Below are 14795 nucleotides of genomic sequence, written 5' to 3'. Positions count from 1 at the left end.
GTCATTGACGAACCCGACACATAAGCGCAGCAGGTTTCCGAAATTTCACGATAAACCGATCGGTGTGGTATCGGATTCCACGCGCGAAGATGCTGGACGTCCGCGGATCGCACCGACTACGCAGTACGTCGAGTTCACCCGCATCTTCGAACCCGACGGCTTCGACTTCGCGTCGCACGACCGCAGGATCGATTCGATGCAGCGTCTTTGCGGCCTCCGTCGACGTCCCCGACTGGGCCCGGTGATCGACGATTACGTAGTGGCCGCCCGGCTTCAACACGCGAAAAACGGCGTTGTTGAATGCATGAACGTCGACGGGGCCCATCATTGGCGTGTGAAGATCGTGATAGTTCTGCACGATGCATAACACGTCGATTTGTTCCGTCGGCGCGCCAGCCTTTTCGGCACTCCCTTTCAGCAACACGATATTGTGCCGCTCCCGCGCGAACTGTTCGACCTCCGACCGTCCCGCCTCGATGCGCTCGATCTTTGTCAGTTCGGTGGGAATCGCGGCGAATACGCGTCCGTGGTCTCCCACCAGGGACGCGCACAGACGAGTGAAATATCCGCGATACGGCAGAAAGTCCACAACACGATCGCCTGGCCCGATGTCGATGAAGCGAAGCACATCGGCCGCGCGATCTCGCCCGTCGCGGGCGCGATCGCGGCGAGGTCGTGTTTTATCGTTGAGTGCCGCTTCGATCTGTGCGTCGGTCGCGCGAGCCATAGTCGTGGGCAGCATGACTCAAACCGCTGCAATGCAATCTATCTCGATATCGAAACGTCCGGGCCATGCGGGAACGTTCACGAAGATCCGTGCCGGCGGCTGGGGGCTAAAGAATCGCGCATACATCTCATTGACGATTGGGAACATCTCGACGGATGTGCAGTAGACGTTGCACTTGAGCACTTGGCCGAGCGACGATCCGCCGGTTTCCACGCAGAGTTTCAGTTGCTCCAGCACGCGTTGAGTTTGCTGTTCAATCGGCGCATCCAGCACTTCGCCGGTCTGCGGATCGAATGGCGGCAAGCCCGACACATAAAGCGTGTCGCCGTGACGCGTGGCGACGGACGTAGGTGCCTTCCAACGCTCCAGCCAACTGGATAATGGTTCGACACGAATGATTTCGCGAGCCATGTGTTTCTCCTTGAGTGAGGCGATCGATGTGAATGGGGCGCGTCAAGCGTCACCTGCAAACAGTGCATTGAGATCCGAACCCGATGGGGCATCTGCCAAGCCATCGAAGCGTCCGTCCGAAAGCGCCTGGGCAGCTCGCATGAGGCCGCCCCAGGCGCTCCGCGCGAGTGCTCCGCCCATGCTGACGCGCCGCACGCCCAGCGCGGCCAGTTCCGACAATGTCAGGACCGGGTTCGCGCCAACCAGTACGTTCACCGGTTTGGGCGTGACCGCCGCGATGACGGCCTCGATCTCTTCGCGCGTCCGGATGCCCGGTGCGTACAAGCAGTCCGCGCCGGCCGCTGCGTAAGCCTTCAGACGCTCAAGCGTGCCGTTCAGTTCGGGCACACCAACGAAAAAATTCTCCGCGCGGCCGATCAGCAGCGTATCGCCACCGCTATCGTCGATCGCTTGCCGCGCCGCTGCGAGCCGCGCCACGGCGATCTCTATCGGTAACAGAGGCGCGGCGGCATCGCCGGTCGCATCTTCGATCGACAGGCCAGCCACGCCGGTGGCGACCGCGAGTTTGACGCTCTCGGCAACGCCGGCCGAATCGTCGGCAAAGCCGCCTTCGAAATCCGCATTGACCGGCAGATCGGTGGCCTCGACCATCGTTCGCAGGTGCGCGAGGATCTCATCGCGGCTCGCCTGGTTGTCGGCACGGCCGGTCGACCATGCATAGCCGGAGCTCGTGGTCGCAATGGCCTGAAAACCGAGGCTCGCGAGATAACGTGCGCTGCCGACATCCCAAGCGTTCGGCAGCGTGAAGCAACCGGATTCATGCAGCGCCCGGAATGCGGCGCGCTTTTCGGCGGTGATGCGTGGCATGGCAGAACTCCCACAAGAAGGGGAAGCCCTCGCGGGCTTCCTAACGCGTTCAGGCGATTTCCGTTTCCACCACCGGGAAGTCGATTTCCGTGTCGAAAACGTTATTGACGAAATTCGTCAACATGAACTGCGCACTCAGCGCGATGATCTCGATGATATTGGCATCGCTGTACCCGGCGGCTCGTACTTCGTCGAGGTCGCCCGTCGCTACTTTGCCGCGCGTTTGCATCAGCTTGCGCGCAAACGCCACCGCCGCCGCTACGCGGGGTACGTCGGAGTCCCCGAGTCTGTTGCGGCGAATCTCATCGCTGGAAAGGCCGGCAAACTCGGTGGCTACGTAGGTGTGGGCGCTAAGGCAGTACTGGCAGCCGTTGATCTGCGACACGGCCAGTGCAATGCCGTCGCGCGTCTTGATGTCGAGTGTTTTGGAGAGCGCGCCCTGCAGGCCGGCCCACCCGTTCAGCGCTTGCGGGCTTTGTGCCATGATGCGAAACAGGTTCGGCGTGAGCTTGAGTTGCCGCGACACAGCGTCGACGACGGCCTTGGACTCGGCGGGAATGTTCTGCGGAATAGCGATGCGGCTCATAGTACTGCTCCTTGGGTTCGGTTCGAACTGCGGATGATGGCTGCGGGAACAGGTGTTCCTGCATTGAGAAGCAGTCTAGGAGCGATCGCCGCGCACAGGATCCGGCAAATGTGCGCAAAAGTCCGGCGCGCGGGTCGCCACCCGGCGCTTCGGGCGTCGAGCGGGAGATTCAATCCGCGCGGTGCGGATCAGGATGAGGGTGGTGTTGCTCGATACTCGGCGGGCGCCGCGCCATAGATTTCGCGGAAGGCGCGCATGAAAGCTCCGCGGCTCGCGTAGCCGGCGTTGCGAGCCACCTGATCGAGCGCGAGATCCCCGGCGCGCAACTGAGCGGCGGCCTGGCGCATACGGATGTCGCGAAGCACCTGCATCGGCGCCTGGCCGAAGGCTGTGGAGAAGCGCGCCATGAACGCGGAGCGGCTCAGACAGGCGATCTGGGCAAGACTTTCGACGGTGTGCGGCGCGGAAGGCCTCGCGGTCATGTCGGCGAACGCGCGCGCAATCTGGGGGTCACCGAGCAGCGCGAAACGTTCCATCCACACCGCGCTGGTTTTAAGCGAGCGGCGCACGAGCGCAACGATCACCTGCTTGAGCAGCGCGCCCGACATCGCACCGGCGCCGATTTCCTGTGCCATCAGCTCCTCGAAGGCAGTGCGCAGATAGACGTCGAGCCGGTCGGACGGATCGAATTGCTCGACGATCGGCATCGAGAGCGTTTCGAAGAGATTAATCGAGGCGCCGAAAGCCGCGCTGAAGTAACCGCAGATCATCACGGTCATGGGCTCAGTCGATCCGGCCCGGAATCGGTTGATGGAATCGACGACACGCTTATGCTCACGGCCGGATACGACGACCGGTGCGATGCCCGCCCGATTTGCGGGCACCTCGAGCTTCAGCGGATGGCCGGGGGGGACGATCAGCAGCGTGTGCGGTGTAAGGGGTACTGAATCGGTGCCCTCGATATGTAGAAGCCCGCCGCCGGAAAGGATGTAGTGGATGCCGGGCGCGTCGTTGCCGTCAAGTTCGAGCACGAATCCTTCGCTGACGAGACACTCGGACAGGCCCACGACGCGGATCTCGAGCAGCGCGATGAGTTCATCGAGGTGTGCTGCGGAGATCCGGGCGGACGACGACAAGGGCGTTGAGATGGACATTCGTTCGAAATAACGCGGCAATGCCGGCCGAAGCTGGAACGCGATGACGGATTGTCGCCCGATTGCAGTGGGCTGCGGACTTGCCATGGCAGGCCAGCTCGCGTGTCGGCGGCCTCACTAGGGAAGACAGAGAGAACTGCCGGTAGCAGCACATACTCCATCACTCTCCGTCGCTTTTGCACAAACAACGGCCGTACGGTTAAAGCATGGGCGACCGACCGCTTCGGGTCGGCTACGGCCTACCGCTCATCGGGCGGCAGTCGGCCAATACCGGTCCTTCGTAATCGATTGGCGAACGTGGATACTGTTGAAAAAGTCGCTGCGTGGCTTTTTCAGTTCTCCCCGCGAGAAAATCGACCTCTCAGATCGGCCTACAGGCCGCTCGCGCTTGCCGGTCAAGGGTAAGAAGACCCCTGAAAACCTCTTGAGAGAGAAGGTCAGCGACTTTTTCAACAGTATCCGGTGACTAGCCGCCATTTGGCTGCGATTCGTCGTACGTGCTAGTTTCAATTCAAGCGCCGCGTGCGGCGCTCAGATTTCGTATCGAATGCAACGTGTCAAGGCGTCGCGATATTCACGTTCCACGTGTGCGCTTTGATGCGCAACATGGAGCCTTCCCTCTGTGCAACGAGTAAAAAGTTTCCGCTAACGTCCATGGTCCGATTATCCGGTACGTTGATATTCCCAGTCCAGGTTCCCGATTCCCAAGCCACGTTACCATCAGATGTGCAAAACGCTTGCTGCATTTCCAAATGGTTCCAGACTTTGGTTGCCACTTCGGCCCATTCTTCGAGTCCCTTTCGGCCGGAAACGGCTTCCTGCCCCGCTGGGATGAGAATGGCGTCTTCGGCAAACAGAGCCAGCCAGCCGGGCGTATCGTGAGAATTGACTGTATCAATGAACCTACCGTTTAACGCAGCAAACGCTTGCGAGATGTCCATGGTTCTACCTCCTTAATGCATTGAGGCGTGAGGGGATGTTCAGTTCTTCGCGTTTAACGCCCAACCATCGCGATATGCACGCCGCGAACCTTCCGGTTGGTTAAATATAATCAACTGAAAAGGTTAATGCCAGCGGGGCTGGCTTGATGGATCGGACAAAGGACAGCACGGCTCGTCCGATCTGAATCGTCCTTCGCGAGAGGTAGGCGAGGTTGCGGCGGAACGGCCGCTTTGGAGCAGCGGTGGTGACGTTGGCAGAAGCCAACGGAGGGGCAGAAACGGGTCGGCTACGGCCTACCGCCCATCGGGCGGCAGTCGGCCAATTGTTGTCGGTCGCCTATATGACAAAGCAGTCATTCGATCGGCAGGTGTACATTCGAAAGCCGCCGGATGCACTATGCAAGCATCTACTTCCTTACAGACGTTCAGAATCCACTGGCCAACAAAGGCTGTATTGATCACTCGTGCACAGCGCCCTAGCCATTCGATAAGGTTTGGGTATTCGTGAATGCGCTGCGCTACAAGCCGCGTTCTCATGAGCAGGTCGACCTGACAGGAAACCGAAATGTCAGCGACCGATTTCGCGGTACCCGCAAGCCACTGGTTTTGCGAGAGGAGTGTGTCAATCGACGCGAGATGCGTATCAAGCCGCTTGAGCACCTTCGACAACGGTTGCCTGCCGAGTCCCTGATTGCGAAGTTTTCTCCGATACATACCTTTAACGGCAACTCCGACTGGGAAGCGTTCCCAGCGCGGGCGGCCCAAGCAAAGGGCTTCAATATGTTCGCCCAGCGCGATCGGGTCACCCATTTCCAACGTTGCCATCGTGTACCAGAAGAGCGACTCGTCAGCCCAGTCTTCTATCAGCATCGCGAACGCGCGCGATTTTGGTTCCGTCGGTATGACCGATGGGAGAGGGACACGGGCTTCCAGAAAAGCGACAATGTCCGTGCTGTCTTGTACACGTTCTCCGTCAAAGTCCAGGACTGGCAATTGCCCGACAGGTGAAAGCGATGCCGCCTTGCGACCAAGCAGACCGTTATAGTCCACCACCGAATATTCGATCTCCTTGTGCCGCAGCACCTTTCGCACCTTCGCACAGAACGGGGACCTCTCGCATTGATGTAAGGTCACAGTCGACATCAGCGCGTTTTCCCTTGCCGCACAAGCGGGTCTCTAGCTGTCCGCTGCGCTCTTGCTAACCAGACCGGTTGCTATGCCCGCGGTACGGCCCCGCGGTGTCACTCAAAAGTACGAAGCCGTGACGGTGGGAGATACCCCGATCGCTCACCCTTCAATACCGAAGCCAAAACATGCATATCGATCCCCCCTCCAGTCAATACCGCGGCGATGCGCTTTCCAGCAAAGTATGGATGCCGTGCTGCGGCAAGTGCGACGGCGCCCGCGCCCTCGACGACGACGTGATTGCTCTTCGCCAGGCAGCGGATGGCTTCTGCCGTATCCTCAAGTGTCGATACGACAACGCCGTCCACCAACGCGTTGAGGTATGGCCAATTTGCATCGAGCACAGTCGGAACACCGATGCCCGAGACCATGGGAGTTGAGTCGACTGGTACTTCGACAATAGCGCCAGCCGAAAGAGAAGAATAAAGCGGGGCCGCCGCCTCAGTCTCACACGCATAGAGTTGCGCATGCGAGCCCCAATTCATGCACGCGAGCGCGATCCCTATGATCAACCCCCCGCCTCCGAAAGGTACGAGTATCACATCGACATCTGGCAAGTCTTCCAATATTTCCTGGCCAATAGTCGCGTCACCAACGACGACGTCGCGGCACGCACATGGATGCAAGAACGTACCGGTTTCGCCAGCAGGTATTTCACCGCGAAGTATTGCCCACCAGCTTTCGTAATCGACTTCAATAACGCGGGCTCCCAGCGTGCGAAGTGCCTCGATCTTGCTTCGCCCTGCTGTATTGGTCACGTAGACCCTGACCTCCGCGCCTCGGACCCTCGCTGCCTCCGTCACACCAAGAGCGAAGTTCCCCGTGCTCGCGGTGAAAACACCGTTCGACAATTGAGCAGGTGTGAGTCTGGATACGGCATTAAACGCACAGCGTATCTTGAACGACCCGCGCGGCTGAAGGTTCTCGGATTTGAGGAAGATGCTCCGATCCGTGGCATCTGCGTACCTTAACAGAGGGGCGCGTACCACGGTTCCCCGCATCGACTCGGATGCCCTCTCAATGTCGCTTCTGGAGACGTCTCCGAGATAGGCTGGGCCGCTACCGCCATCAAGGGGCTTGCGCGAATGATGCAGGATGTCAGAAAAACTCGTGATGTCCTCGCTTTTTCGGGCGAAGGGTTTATGTTGATCGATCTCTGGAAGCGCCATCTCTCATCCTCCACTTAGAGCGAGCGCATGAACCTGTCATGCACCAGGCTGCACATCAGCATGTTTCAATAGAGATTTAAGAAACGGAACGACGGCGTTGGCGACCTTCGCGGGAATAGACAACGCGAGCCGTGAGACCGAGACGACCGTAGTTGTGGTTCGAATGAAGTAGGCGCGTAACTGCCCGAGGGCCAAAACCTTGGGTATGTGAACCAGTATAGGATGGGCCACCGAGCAACGAAGACCCATTTTTCGGAACCGGAGGCCACGATGCCAAATGTCACGACGGCCGTTCCGCCTTGAGACCTGCGGTTGAGACCAGACTGGCCCGAATGGCAGCTCCGGGTGGCCCTCTGTCCGAGTGGCGTATCAACGTTCCGTCGCCGCCCGGGCACCGCGCGTAAAGCGCCTGTTCAAGTGCATCCAGAACGAAGTCTCTGGTCATCGATGAGCTGACGCGCCAGCCGACGATGCGGCGGGCGAACGCTGTCCACGCCGTGCGGCTCTGGCCGCAATGCTAACCCGCGTCTGATTCCTCACGGTGGACCAGCCTCTGCCTCCGGAAAGTCATAGTGTCTTAAACACGAGCGGACATTTGCCCTTGCGCGCGGGGCCGACGATCAAACGACGGCTCCGCAATAACGAACTGCCGTTCGCTTCGCAACGGCGAGTGTCGCTCAATCCGAGCCTCGTAGAATCAGCCCGCTCAAAACCACAATGGTTGAAACGCTGCGGCGCTCACACAGGTCAGAGCGCAGCACACGATTCGCGGGCGGCTCATCGCAATGCCGGGGATGCGGAAGATCAGCAACGATCTGCTCTGTGGAGACTGTGGAACATCGTAGCGAGGTGGCTTGGGACCAGTCGGCGCCGTGGCGTGGGAGTCGCCTATGACGTCCCGCCTGGCTGAGGGGCCCAGCAACGCTGCCAGATGCGGTCATGATAAGCAACGAGATGCGTTTGTGATGCAATGTAATCGCGAATCGGGCTCTCAAATGGGTGAACGAGACCCACGTGTATCCAGGCAAATGAGGTGGCGTCGACGGTGCTCGGTCGGTCGCCCATCAGATATGCCTGCTCGCCCAGCAAGTCCGCCACCGCCCCCCACGCCGCCATGCCCATTCGGACAATTTCCTCATGACTGTGGCGCCCAATACCTTGCTCCCATGCTTGCCGCATCATGCGGCGCCGCACAAGCGGCAGCGCGAGCGGGGCGAACAGCGGAACAACAGGCCTGACAAAGGTTGGCGCACTGTGCGTCGCGTAATCGACCAGCATCGGACGGTAAATGTCCATATTGCGGTCGATGCCCCAGCGCAGGTAGAGCCCCACGAAGTAAAGGTGCGTCTCGAACAATGCCTTGATCGCCAAAGACTGTGCGCGCTGTAGGGGCGTCAGGTGACTGTCGTTCAGAGCGTCCGGATTGCGCATCTGCAGGTGTTCAATGATGAGCGACGAGTCGGCGATGAGTTTTCCATCGATCAACGCGACCGGCAGCTTGTGTTTCGGCATCCTTCCAAGGTTGCCGATGCGAGTCTCGTATGGTAACCCCGACATGCGCAACCAGGTTTCCAGCTTGACGACGAACGGACTGATATCTGGCGAGTCGACGCTGACTCCATAGCCGAATTTGTAGACAATCATTGGAGGCCCCTTTCGCTTGCCCGCATTGACCTTCAGGAGCCGCTGCCGAATCCATTTTTCTCGAACACGACCGGAGGCGTCGCCGCTTCGTTGACATGCAGACGGAAGACGTCCGGCCGCGAATAGTGACCCACGACGTCAAAGTCATATTTCGCCCGCGCAAGGTCGTTGAGGTCGAGATCGCCCACGAGCAATGCATCCTGCTCAAAGACTGGGCCGGCAATGAGTTCGCCAAGCGGGCTGACGATGCAGCTTCCACCGCTCATGAGCACAGTGGACGGATCGTTACCCTGGATTGCGGCATAGTCGGTAGGGCAATCCGATCGGCGCAGGTGCTGGCAGGCCGACAATACAAAGCAGCGCCCCTCCAGGGCAACGTGCTGCATCGAGGAAGCCCATGTCGGCCGGCTGTCAGCGGTGGGGGCGCAGTAAATCTGCACACCCTTCGCGTACATTGCCATACGCATCAATGGCATATAGTTTTCCCAGCAAATGACTGCGCCGAGCCTGCCGAACGGCGTGTCGAAAACCGGGAGGGTCGACCCATCGCCATAGCCCCAGATCAGCCTTTCGCCGGCGGTTGGCATCAGCTTGCGATGCTTGCCGAGCATCATGCCGTCCGGACCATAAAACAGCGCAGTGCAATACAACGTGCCGTGGTCCCGCTCGATGACGCCGATCACGATGTATTGCTTGTACTCGGCGGCGATCTCCCCCAACCGGCGGGTGCCAGGACTTGGCACTTCTATCGCACTGTCATAGTACCGGCGATAGTCGTCGCGCCCGGCAGAGGTTCTTCCACCGATTGTCGAGCCAAAATCGAGCCCCTTTGGATAGGCTGAGACAAATGCTTCAGGAAATACGATAAGTTGAGTACCCTGTCGTGCGGCGTCGGCGCTGAACGTTGCGATTTTATCGATGGTTCTATCAACATCGAAGACGACGGATCCCGATTGCACAACCCCAGCACGTAGTTTCTGTTGCATCAGAATTCTCCGTTAATGTAACGGATGCACTCGAAAACGCTCTGGCTTGCAGTCGTGGACTACGCTAGCCAAAATTGTTTGCGATCGACTGGCATCGTGGAAGCTCGCCGACGGAGTCCGCCAGTCGCGACTGATTTGAGCTGCAAAATTCGCCGATTGCGAACAAGGCCACTGTGGATTGCAAGGCACCACAAGTATAGGTTGCTGGCAAAGCTTCCAAGCTGAATAACCACCTTTTTTCTGGAAAGCATGCGGCTAACATGCGCGGTTGTAGGTGCAGGCGTCTGACGCGCTACGCCTTATCTGCGCTGACTCGATCGGCTCCATGACATCTCATGAACTACGACGCGACACGCACGCCGACATTTAAATCTCACCTCGACTCGCTGCGGGCACATCGCGGACAAAACCGAGGCACAGATTCATCCGGTGTTCGCTGGCGCCACCGTTCGTCAGGGCAAAGCTAAACGTCAGGCGATCGGTCGCTCCGGCTCCCGTCGGCGTTGATAGTCGCGAGGCTGAGTGGCCGTTTATCAGCGAGTTGGGATCTCGGGAGACGCTCGTCGCATTCTCCGACTTGAGCTTCTCATCGCAAGAGACACTCAAGTCGATTGTCATCTTCGCTGTTCGGATCGACCCGGCAGCAGCCAGTCGTTACGGACCGGTATTGGTCCGCTCTGCGTCATCGCCGAACGATGTAGCTCACCGGATAGCGTCGGTTCATGCCCCAAGCTGCGCCTATACTGAGTAAAGTCGTACTCTGTACCGGCTTGGATTCTGGCGGGAGAACGAGGTGAACACCGAAGTCTGCGACACTGAGCCACCGCCATCGAGCGCGCCGATGAATGGCCGCTTTGATGTCGTTGTCATAGGTGCAGGTCTCGCTGGGTGTACGGCAGCGCGGTTGTTTGCGTTGCAAGACCTGCGTGTCGCGCTGGTCGAACATCATTCCGACGTGGCCGCTTTCAAGCGGTTATGTACACATTTCATCCAGGCGTCAGCGACGCCAACGCTCCGGCATCTGGGTCTTGACCGGCTGATTGAGGACGCTGGCGGTCTGCGCAACGGCGTTGATATCTGGACTCGCTATGGCTGGACCGGAGACGTCGCCCCGCTCGACAAAAACGGTGAGCCTGCCTTCGGGTACAACATCCGGCGCCAAACTCTTGATCCGATCCTGCGGCAACTGACGATGAACACCCCGGGCGTCACAACCCTGTTCGGCTGCGGCGTAAGCGGGCTCGTGAAAAAGGACAGTGGCGTCAGTGGCGTCAATCTTGGCGGGAGCCGCACGGGTGTAGTCTCGGCGCCCCTGATCGTCGGTGCGGACGGCCGCAGCTCTCCGCTGGCGACGCTCGCCGGGATCAAGCCTACCTCGTCGGAGAACTGTCGCTTCGGTGCGATTCGCGCTTACCACGGCGTGTCACTGCGGCGGGGAACTTGCTCGCAAATGTGGTTGCGTGGTCCGGAGACCGGCTACGTATTTCCCAATGACGATAACGTTACGGTGATTGCCTACATGGCGACCAAGGACAAGCTCGACGGCTTTCGCGGCAATCCGGGTGAGGCACTCGAGCGAAGCATGGCTGGGTTTCCAGATGCCCCCGATCTAGCTTCCGCCGAGCCGCTCGACAACGCGCTGCTCATCAAGGACTATCCGAATTTGTGGCGGCAGCCGGCTGTTGGGAACATCGCGTTCGTCGGCGATGCCCTAATGAGTATCGACCCACTGTGGGGCGTCGGTTGCGGGTTCGCGTTCCAGACGGCGGAATGGCTCGTCGACACTCTTACTCCAGCGCTACGGCAAGGGCACTCGATTGCGCCGGCCCTGCGCAGCTATGCGAGGCGTGTTTCTCGGGAACTCAATGGACATCGCTTTCTTATAGTCGATTTTTCACGCCGACGCGGACTTAACGCGGTTGAACGGCTTAACTTCTCGGCCGCGGCAAAAGACGCGGCGGCGGCGAGACATCTGCACGCCTTTGGCGCGCGTCTGATAGGGCCGGCAAAGTTTTTGTCACCCGGCGCTCTGCTGAGGGCCGCTTGGGTCGATCTGCGTCGGCCCGCCGCGCGCTCCGCGCAACCTGACGCACCGGTCTGAATGACGCGTCCGCCGTCGCTCCCCCGGACAGCCATGAAAGGACACCTGCGTCCGCGTCGATGGCATCCGCCCCTCTGTTGGAGGCCGCATGGCCCGACGCGGCCGACGCAGTCGTTTTCGTGAACCGCAATCCGGGATCGACTGCTGACTGGACGCGACTCGCGGTCAGGGTGCGTGAATTTGGCCGGGCACTCGCCATGGACATGCCGGGTTTCGGCAATGCCGACAAACCTGAACAGTTTGACTACAGGGTGCGTTGCTACGCACGCCATCTCGGTCGTTTGCTGGTTGAGTGCAATGTCCAGCGTGCCCGTCTCGTCATGCACGATTTCGGCGGTCCTTGGGGCTCGCGTGGGCCGCTGCCCATCCTCGCGCCATCGCGAGCGTTACATTAATCAACACAGGCATCTTGCTTGACTACGGATGGCACTATCTCGCGCGTATCTGGCTGACACCGTTGCTGGGCGAATGTTCATGGCCATGACAACGCGTGCCGGGATGCGGCTCCTGCTTCGAAACGGTAAACCGCGTCGCTTGCCCGTGGAATACGTCGACCAGGCGTTTAACAACTTCGATGCTCGCACCCGACGCGCTGTGCAGCGGCTCTATCGCAACACCCGCGAGACGAACGGCGCTATGCAGGACATCGCCAACGCGTTGCGTCCGTTGGATCTGCCTGCACAGGTTGTGTGGGGCGCATGCGATCCCAATATTTCCGTGATTTCGCCAACCGGCAGTGCAAGATCTTACCTCGCGCCGAGGTGTTGATTCTGCACGACAGTGGGCATTGGCCTTTCATAGCAGCCTAGCGAGCGGGCGCCGATGGCATCAATCGAATGACCGCTGTACTTCGGAATGCGACGCGAGGAGCTTGATGCGACGACCGGCCGCTCCGGGTCGATAGTGTGAGTTCGCCGATATTTAAAACTGCCGTCGGGTTGCTCGACGCCGCCACCGTCAGCAATCCGCCACAATGCTGACGCACAACCCAGACCGCCCCAATGCCGGCAATGGCCGACAAGCAACACTCTGCATCGCGAATCGAATGGCCGTTTCCAAGGTATCGACAACAGCTGGCTCAGAGTCGACTTCAACCGATCTCCCCACGCGAAACGAAAACCAACCCGGCCTCCTTCATCCCGCGCGATTATCCAGCCCCGGGTGGCTTGACCAACTGATCGGGTTTCGAATTACCGCGTGCAGCTCGCGTCCCGCAAAGGCTCACCTTGAGGACTTGAGTCAGCCATATGGATGCAACTAACAGTCCGGCTTCATCGCATCCGTATCAAAATCCAAACCCAAACCCTGCCTGCAAAGGCAGCGGGGCGGAGTTTACGCGACGGTTTATCTACGTGGCGGAAATCAGCGGCGCATCCGTCTTCCGTCTGTTCTGTAAAATTGAAGACAGGCGACAGCAGCTTAATGGCCCCTGGTTGAACTCACGAGGTGTAAAAAATGGACGTGATTGACCTGATGCCCGACGTCGCGGCGGACCGATATGAAATCTCGTTTCGCATGGCCGGCCAACGCAGTGAGGTCGCCTGTGTGATCACGCGGGAAGCGCTCGAAACGCAATTCTGGTTGCCCGGAGACGCTGATCAGGTCCGCATGCTCAAGGCATTTTCTGACGGACGGCGTCGCATTATCGCGGTCGCCGAAAGAAGAGTCCGCCTGCGTTCGGGCAAACCCGTCAGGCTCACTACCGGGGATTTCGAGATCAGGCGTTAGTCCTCCGGCTGCTGTCGGTCACCAGTCAATGCGGTGTTTCTCATCGGTTTCGCGATGCCGGCGATCATCGTCCAGGTGCAGATACTGACTGGTTGTCGTCAGGGACGCATGTCCGAGGTTATCGCGCACGAGTCGCAGATCCAGTTGCTGGTCTGCCATGTGTGACCCCGCGCTATGACGTAGCCAGTGTGCCGATGCCTGCTTGAGGCGGTCTGCGCGCTGCGCATGGTCGTCGCCACGCGCCCGCAACGCTTCGGCGGCGCCGCCGAAGACGTCCTTCACGATCCGGTGCAGCGCGGCGCGCGTGAGTGGCTTCAGTGACTGCCCGATCGGCAGCACCAGCGGCGTGTCCTCGCCTGGCGAGGGGAGTGCTGGCAATCCGCGTGTCCGCCGGTACGTGCCGAGTTCCATCATCATTTCCGCGGTGGCGGGCACCAGCCGCTCCCTGTTTCCTTTGCCCATTACTTCAAGCCACCAGCAATCCTTCCCGCGGTCGTCAGGACGACGAAAGAAGCGTCCCATCGTGTTCGTGCCCACTTCCGTGATCCGCAGGCCGCCCAGATAGAGCAGGGTGAAAAGCCAGCGCACGCGTGCGTGATGTTCACGCTCGCGACCGGTCCGCGTGGGCATGCCCTGGATGTACGTTTTGACTTCGAGCCACAGTTCGGGCGACAGATACCGGACGATGCGCGGCCTGACCCGGCGTGCGCGCTGGCGCGAGAGCGACAGGGGATTGCCGGCCAGATACCCCGCCTCCACGAGCCACGCAAACATGACGTTGACGATCACCATCGCCTGCCGCTGGCTCGATGCCGACAGGGGGCCGTAGAACGGTCGCCAGCGCGGATCGTGGCGAGGATGCTTGCGCCCACCGTCGGCTGTCCAGCGCGCCGCAGGTTGCGGATCGGCGAGAAAGTGCTGGTAGACCAGCAGGTCTTCGTGCGTGAGCGAGGAGAGCGGTTTTGCCATCTGCAAGGCGGACCACAGCAGCAGCCGTTCGGCTTCCTTGCGGTAGTTGTCGAACGTCGTCTTCGTATCGACGAAGCGGGCGAGCCACGCGCGGACCGCCTCGGGATCGTTGCCGGCGGCGACCTGCATGTGACCCGTTGCGCGGTTCGTGCCGTGGCGGCCGTCGAGCGCGGCGGGCAGTTCGAGCGGGTCGATCGGGCGCGGGGCGGGGACGGCGGTTTTCATGGTCGCAGACGCGGCGGAGGCGGAGGTCGGGGTGTGACGTGATGATGGACTGATCCGCTCCCAAGATGTCAACATTATAGCCGTAATGTCAAAATATTCGCC

Annotated in this window: 16 protein-coding genes and 1 pseudogene; 5 read left to right on the top strand and 12 right to left on the bottom strand. The window is 60.0% G+C overall.

Annotated elements, in window-relative coordinates; all coding sequences use genetic code 11:
- Position 1: 1 nt before the first annotated feature.
- From OKW29_RS08360 to OKW29_RS08340, 5 genes are all read right to left on the bottom strand, one after another.
- Positions 2-742, bottom strand: coding sequence for a methyltransferase domain-containing protein (locus OKW29_RS08360; protein WP_429290657.1), 741 nt, complete (start codon positions 740-742; stop codon positions 2-4).
- Between the two features lie 3 nt (positions 743-745).
- A complete protein-coding gene (locus OKW29_RS08355) occupies positions 746-1138 on the bottom strand; it encodes a RidA family protein (protein ID WP_429290656.1) in 393 nt (130 codons plus the stop codon).
- 42 nt (positions 1139-1180) lie between these two features.
- A complete protein-coding gene (locus OKW29_RS08350) occupies positions 1181-2005 on the bottom strand; it encodes an isocitrate lyase/PEP mutase family protein (protein ID WP_429290655.1) in 825 nt (274 codons plus the stop codon).
- Between the two features lie 49 nt (positions 2006-2054).
- Positions 2055-2591 (bottom strand): carboxymuconolactone decarboxylase family protein, encoded by a 537-nt coding sequence (locus OKW29_RS08345; RefSeq protein WP_429290654.1) that lies wholly within the window; start codon positions 2589-2591, stop codon positions 2055-2057.
- 188 nt (positions 2592-2779) lie between these two features.
- Positions 2780-3766: an AraC family transcriptional regulator gene (locus OKW29_RS08340; RefSeq protein WP_429290653.1), complete on the bottom strand. Its 987-nt coding sequence runs from the start codon at positions 3764-3766 to the stop codon at positions 2780-2782.
- A gap of 286 nt (positions 3767-4052) precedes the next feature.
- Between OKW29_RS08340 and OKW29_RS08335 the strand changes: the two genes are divergently transcribed.
- Positions 4053-4211, top strand: a complete 159-nt coding sequence (locus tag OKW29_RS08335) for a hypothetical protein (protein WP_429290652.1) — start codon at positions 4053-4055, stop codon at positions 4209-4211.
- Between the two features lie 91 nt (positions 4212-4302).
- Here OKW29_RS08335 and OKW29_RS08330 read toward each other — a convergent pair whose 3' ends face one another.
- The 6 genes and pseudogenes from OKW29_RS08330 to OKW29_RS08305 all read right to left on the bottom strand — a co-directional run bounded on the left by OKW29_RS08330 (position 4303) and on the right by OKW29_RS08305 (position 9670).
- Positions 4303-4686 carry a YybH family protein gene (locus tag OKW29_RS08330; RefSeq protein WP_429290651.1) on the bottom strand — a complete coding sequence of 128 codons (384 nt, stop codon included), beginning with the start codon at positions 4684-4686 and terminating at the stop codon, positions 4303-4305.
- A 294-nt stretch (positions 4687-4980) separates the two neighbouring features.
- Positions 4981-5829, bottom strand: a complete 849-nt coding sequence (locus OKW29_RS08325; protein WP_429290650.1) for a glutathione S-transferase family protein — start codon at positions 5827-5829, stop codon at positions 4981-4983.
- A gap of 98 nt (positions 5830-5927) precedes the next feature.
- Complete coding sequence (locus OKW29_RS08320; RefSeq protein WP_429290649.1) at positions 5928-7040, bottom strand: threonine ammonia-lyase; 1113 nt, start codon at positions 7038-7040, stop codon at positions 5928-5930.
- Positions 7041-7368: 328 nt separating this feature from the next.
- Positions 7369-7524 (bottom strand): annotated as a pseudogene (locus OKW29_RS08315) (IS3 family transposase); the annotation flags it as partial.
- A 404-nt stretch (positions 7525-7928) separates the two neighbouring features.
- On the bottom strand, positions 7929-8684 hold the full coding sequence (locus OKW29_RS08310) for a glutathione S-transferase family protein (protein WP_429290648.1): 756 nt from the start codon (positions 8682-8684) through the stop codon (positions 7929-7931).
- A 32-nt stretch (positions 8685-8716) separates the two neighbouring features.
- On the bottom strand, positions 8717-9670 hold the full coding sequence (locus OKW29_RS08305; RefSeq protein WP_429290647.1) for a nitrilase-related carbon-nitrogen hydrolase: 954 nt from the start codon (positions 9668-9670) through the stop codon (positions 8717-8719).
- 793 nt (positions 9671-10463) lie between these two features.
- Between OKW29_RS08305 and OKW29_RS08300 the strand changes: the two genes are divergently transcribed.
- The 4 genes from OKW29_RS08300 (at position 10464) to OKW29_RS08285 (ending at position 13499) form a co-directional block, all read left to right on the top strand.
- Positions 10464-11771: an FAD-dependent monooxygenase gene (locus tag OKW29_RS08300; protein WP_429290646.1), complete on the top strand. Its 1308-nt coding sequence runs from the start codon at positions 10464-10466 to the stop codon at positions 11769-11771.
- Positions 11772-11890: 119 nt separating this feature from the next.
- Positions 11891-12166, top strand: a complete 276-nt coding sequence (locus OKW29_RS08295) for an alpha/beta fold hydrolase (RefSeq protein ID WP_429290645.1) — start codon at positions 11891-11893, stop codon at positions 12164-12166.
- A gap of 79 nt (positions 12167-12245) precedes the next feature.
- On the top strand, positions 12246-12539 hold the full coding sequence (locus OKW29_RS08290) for a hypothetical protein (protein WP_429290644.1): 294 nt from the start codon (positions 12246-12248) through the stop codon (positions 12537-12539).
- Positions 12540-13226: 687 nt separating this feature from the next.
- Entirely contained in the window at positions 13227-13499 is a 273-nt protein-coding gene (locus OKW29_RS08285; RefSeq protein WP_429290643.1) for a DUF1488 family protein, read from the top strand.
- 18 nt (positions 13500-13517) lie between these two features.
- Here the strand turns inward: OKW29_RS08285 and OKW29_RS08280 are convergent, their stop codons facing one another.
- Entirely contained in the window at positions 13518-14693 is a 1176-nt protein-coding gene (locus OKW29_RS08280) for a tyrosine-type recombinase/integrase (RefSeq protein ID WP_429290642.1), read from the bottom strand.
- Positions 14694-14795 lie beyond the last annotated feature (102 nt).

Origin of the sequence: Paraburkholderia sp. CI3 (assembly GCF_050436505.1) — a bacterium.
Classification (GTDB): domain Bacteria; phylum Pseudomonadota; class Gammaproteobacteria; order Burkholderiales; family Burkholderiaceae; genus Paraburkholderia; species Paraburkholderia tuberum.
Note: the sequence above shows the minus strand (reverse complement) of the source record. Positions and strands in the feature narration are given on the sequence as shown.

Excerpts from the sequence above, each read along its gene's own strand:
- OKW29_RS08325 (WP_429290650.1), bottom strand. The coding sequence starts at position 5,829 with ATGTCGACTGTGACCTTACATCAATGCGAGAGGTCCCCGTTCTGTGCG.
- OKW29_RS08350 (WP_429290655.1), bottom strand. The coding sequence starts at position 2,005 with ATGCCACGCATCACCGCCGAAAAGCGCGCCGCATTCCGGGCGCTGCAT.
- OKW29_RS08360 (WP_429290657.1), bottom strand. The coding sequence starts at position 742 with ATGCTGCCCACGACTATGGCTCGCGCGACCGACGCACAGATCGAAGCG.
- OKW29_RS08330 (WP_429290651.1), bottom strand. The coding sequence starts at position 4,686 with ATGGACATCTCGCAAGCGTTTGCTGCGTTAAACGGTAGGTTCATTGAT.
- OKW29_RS08305 (WP_429290647.1), bottom strand. The coding sequence starts at position 9,670 with ATGCAACAGAAACTACGTGCTGGGGTTGTGCAATCGGGATCCGTCGTC.
- OKW29_RS08290 (WP_429290644.1), top strand. The coding sequence starts at position 12,246 with ATGGCCATGACAACGCGTGCCGGGATGCGGCTCCTGCTTCGAAACGGT.
- OKW29_RS08285 (WP_429290643.1), top strand. The coding sequence starts at position 13,227 with ATGGACGTGATTGACCTGATGCCCGACGTCGCGGCGGACCGATATGAA.
- OKW29_RS08310 (WP_429290648.1), bottom strand. The coding sequence starts at position 8,684 with ATGATTGTCTACAAATTCGGCTATGGAGTCAGCGTCGACTCGCCAGAT.
- OKW29_RS08345 (WP_429290654.1), bottom strand. The coding sequence starts at position 2,591 with ATGAGCCGCATCGCTATTCCGCAGAACATTCCCGCCGAGTCCAAGGCC.
- OKW29_RS08280 (WP_429290642.1), bottom strand. The coding sequence starts at position 14,693 with ATGAAAACCGCCGTCCCCGCCCCGCGCCCGATCGACCCGCTCGAACTG.
- OKW29_RS08355 (WP_429290656.1), bottom strand. The coding sequence starts at position 1,138 with ATGGCTCGCGAAATCATTCGTGTCGAACCATTATCCAGTTGGCTGGAG.
- OKW29_RS08320 (WP_429290649.1), bottom strand. The coding sequence starts at position 7,040 with ATGGCGCTTCCAGAGATCGATCAACATAAACCCTTCGCCCGAAAAAGC.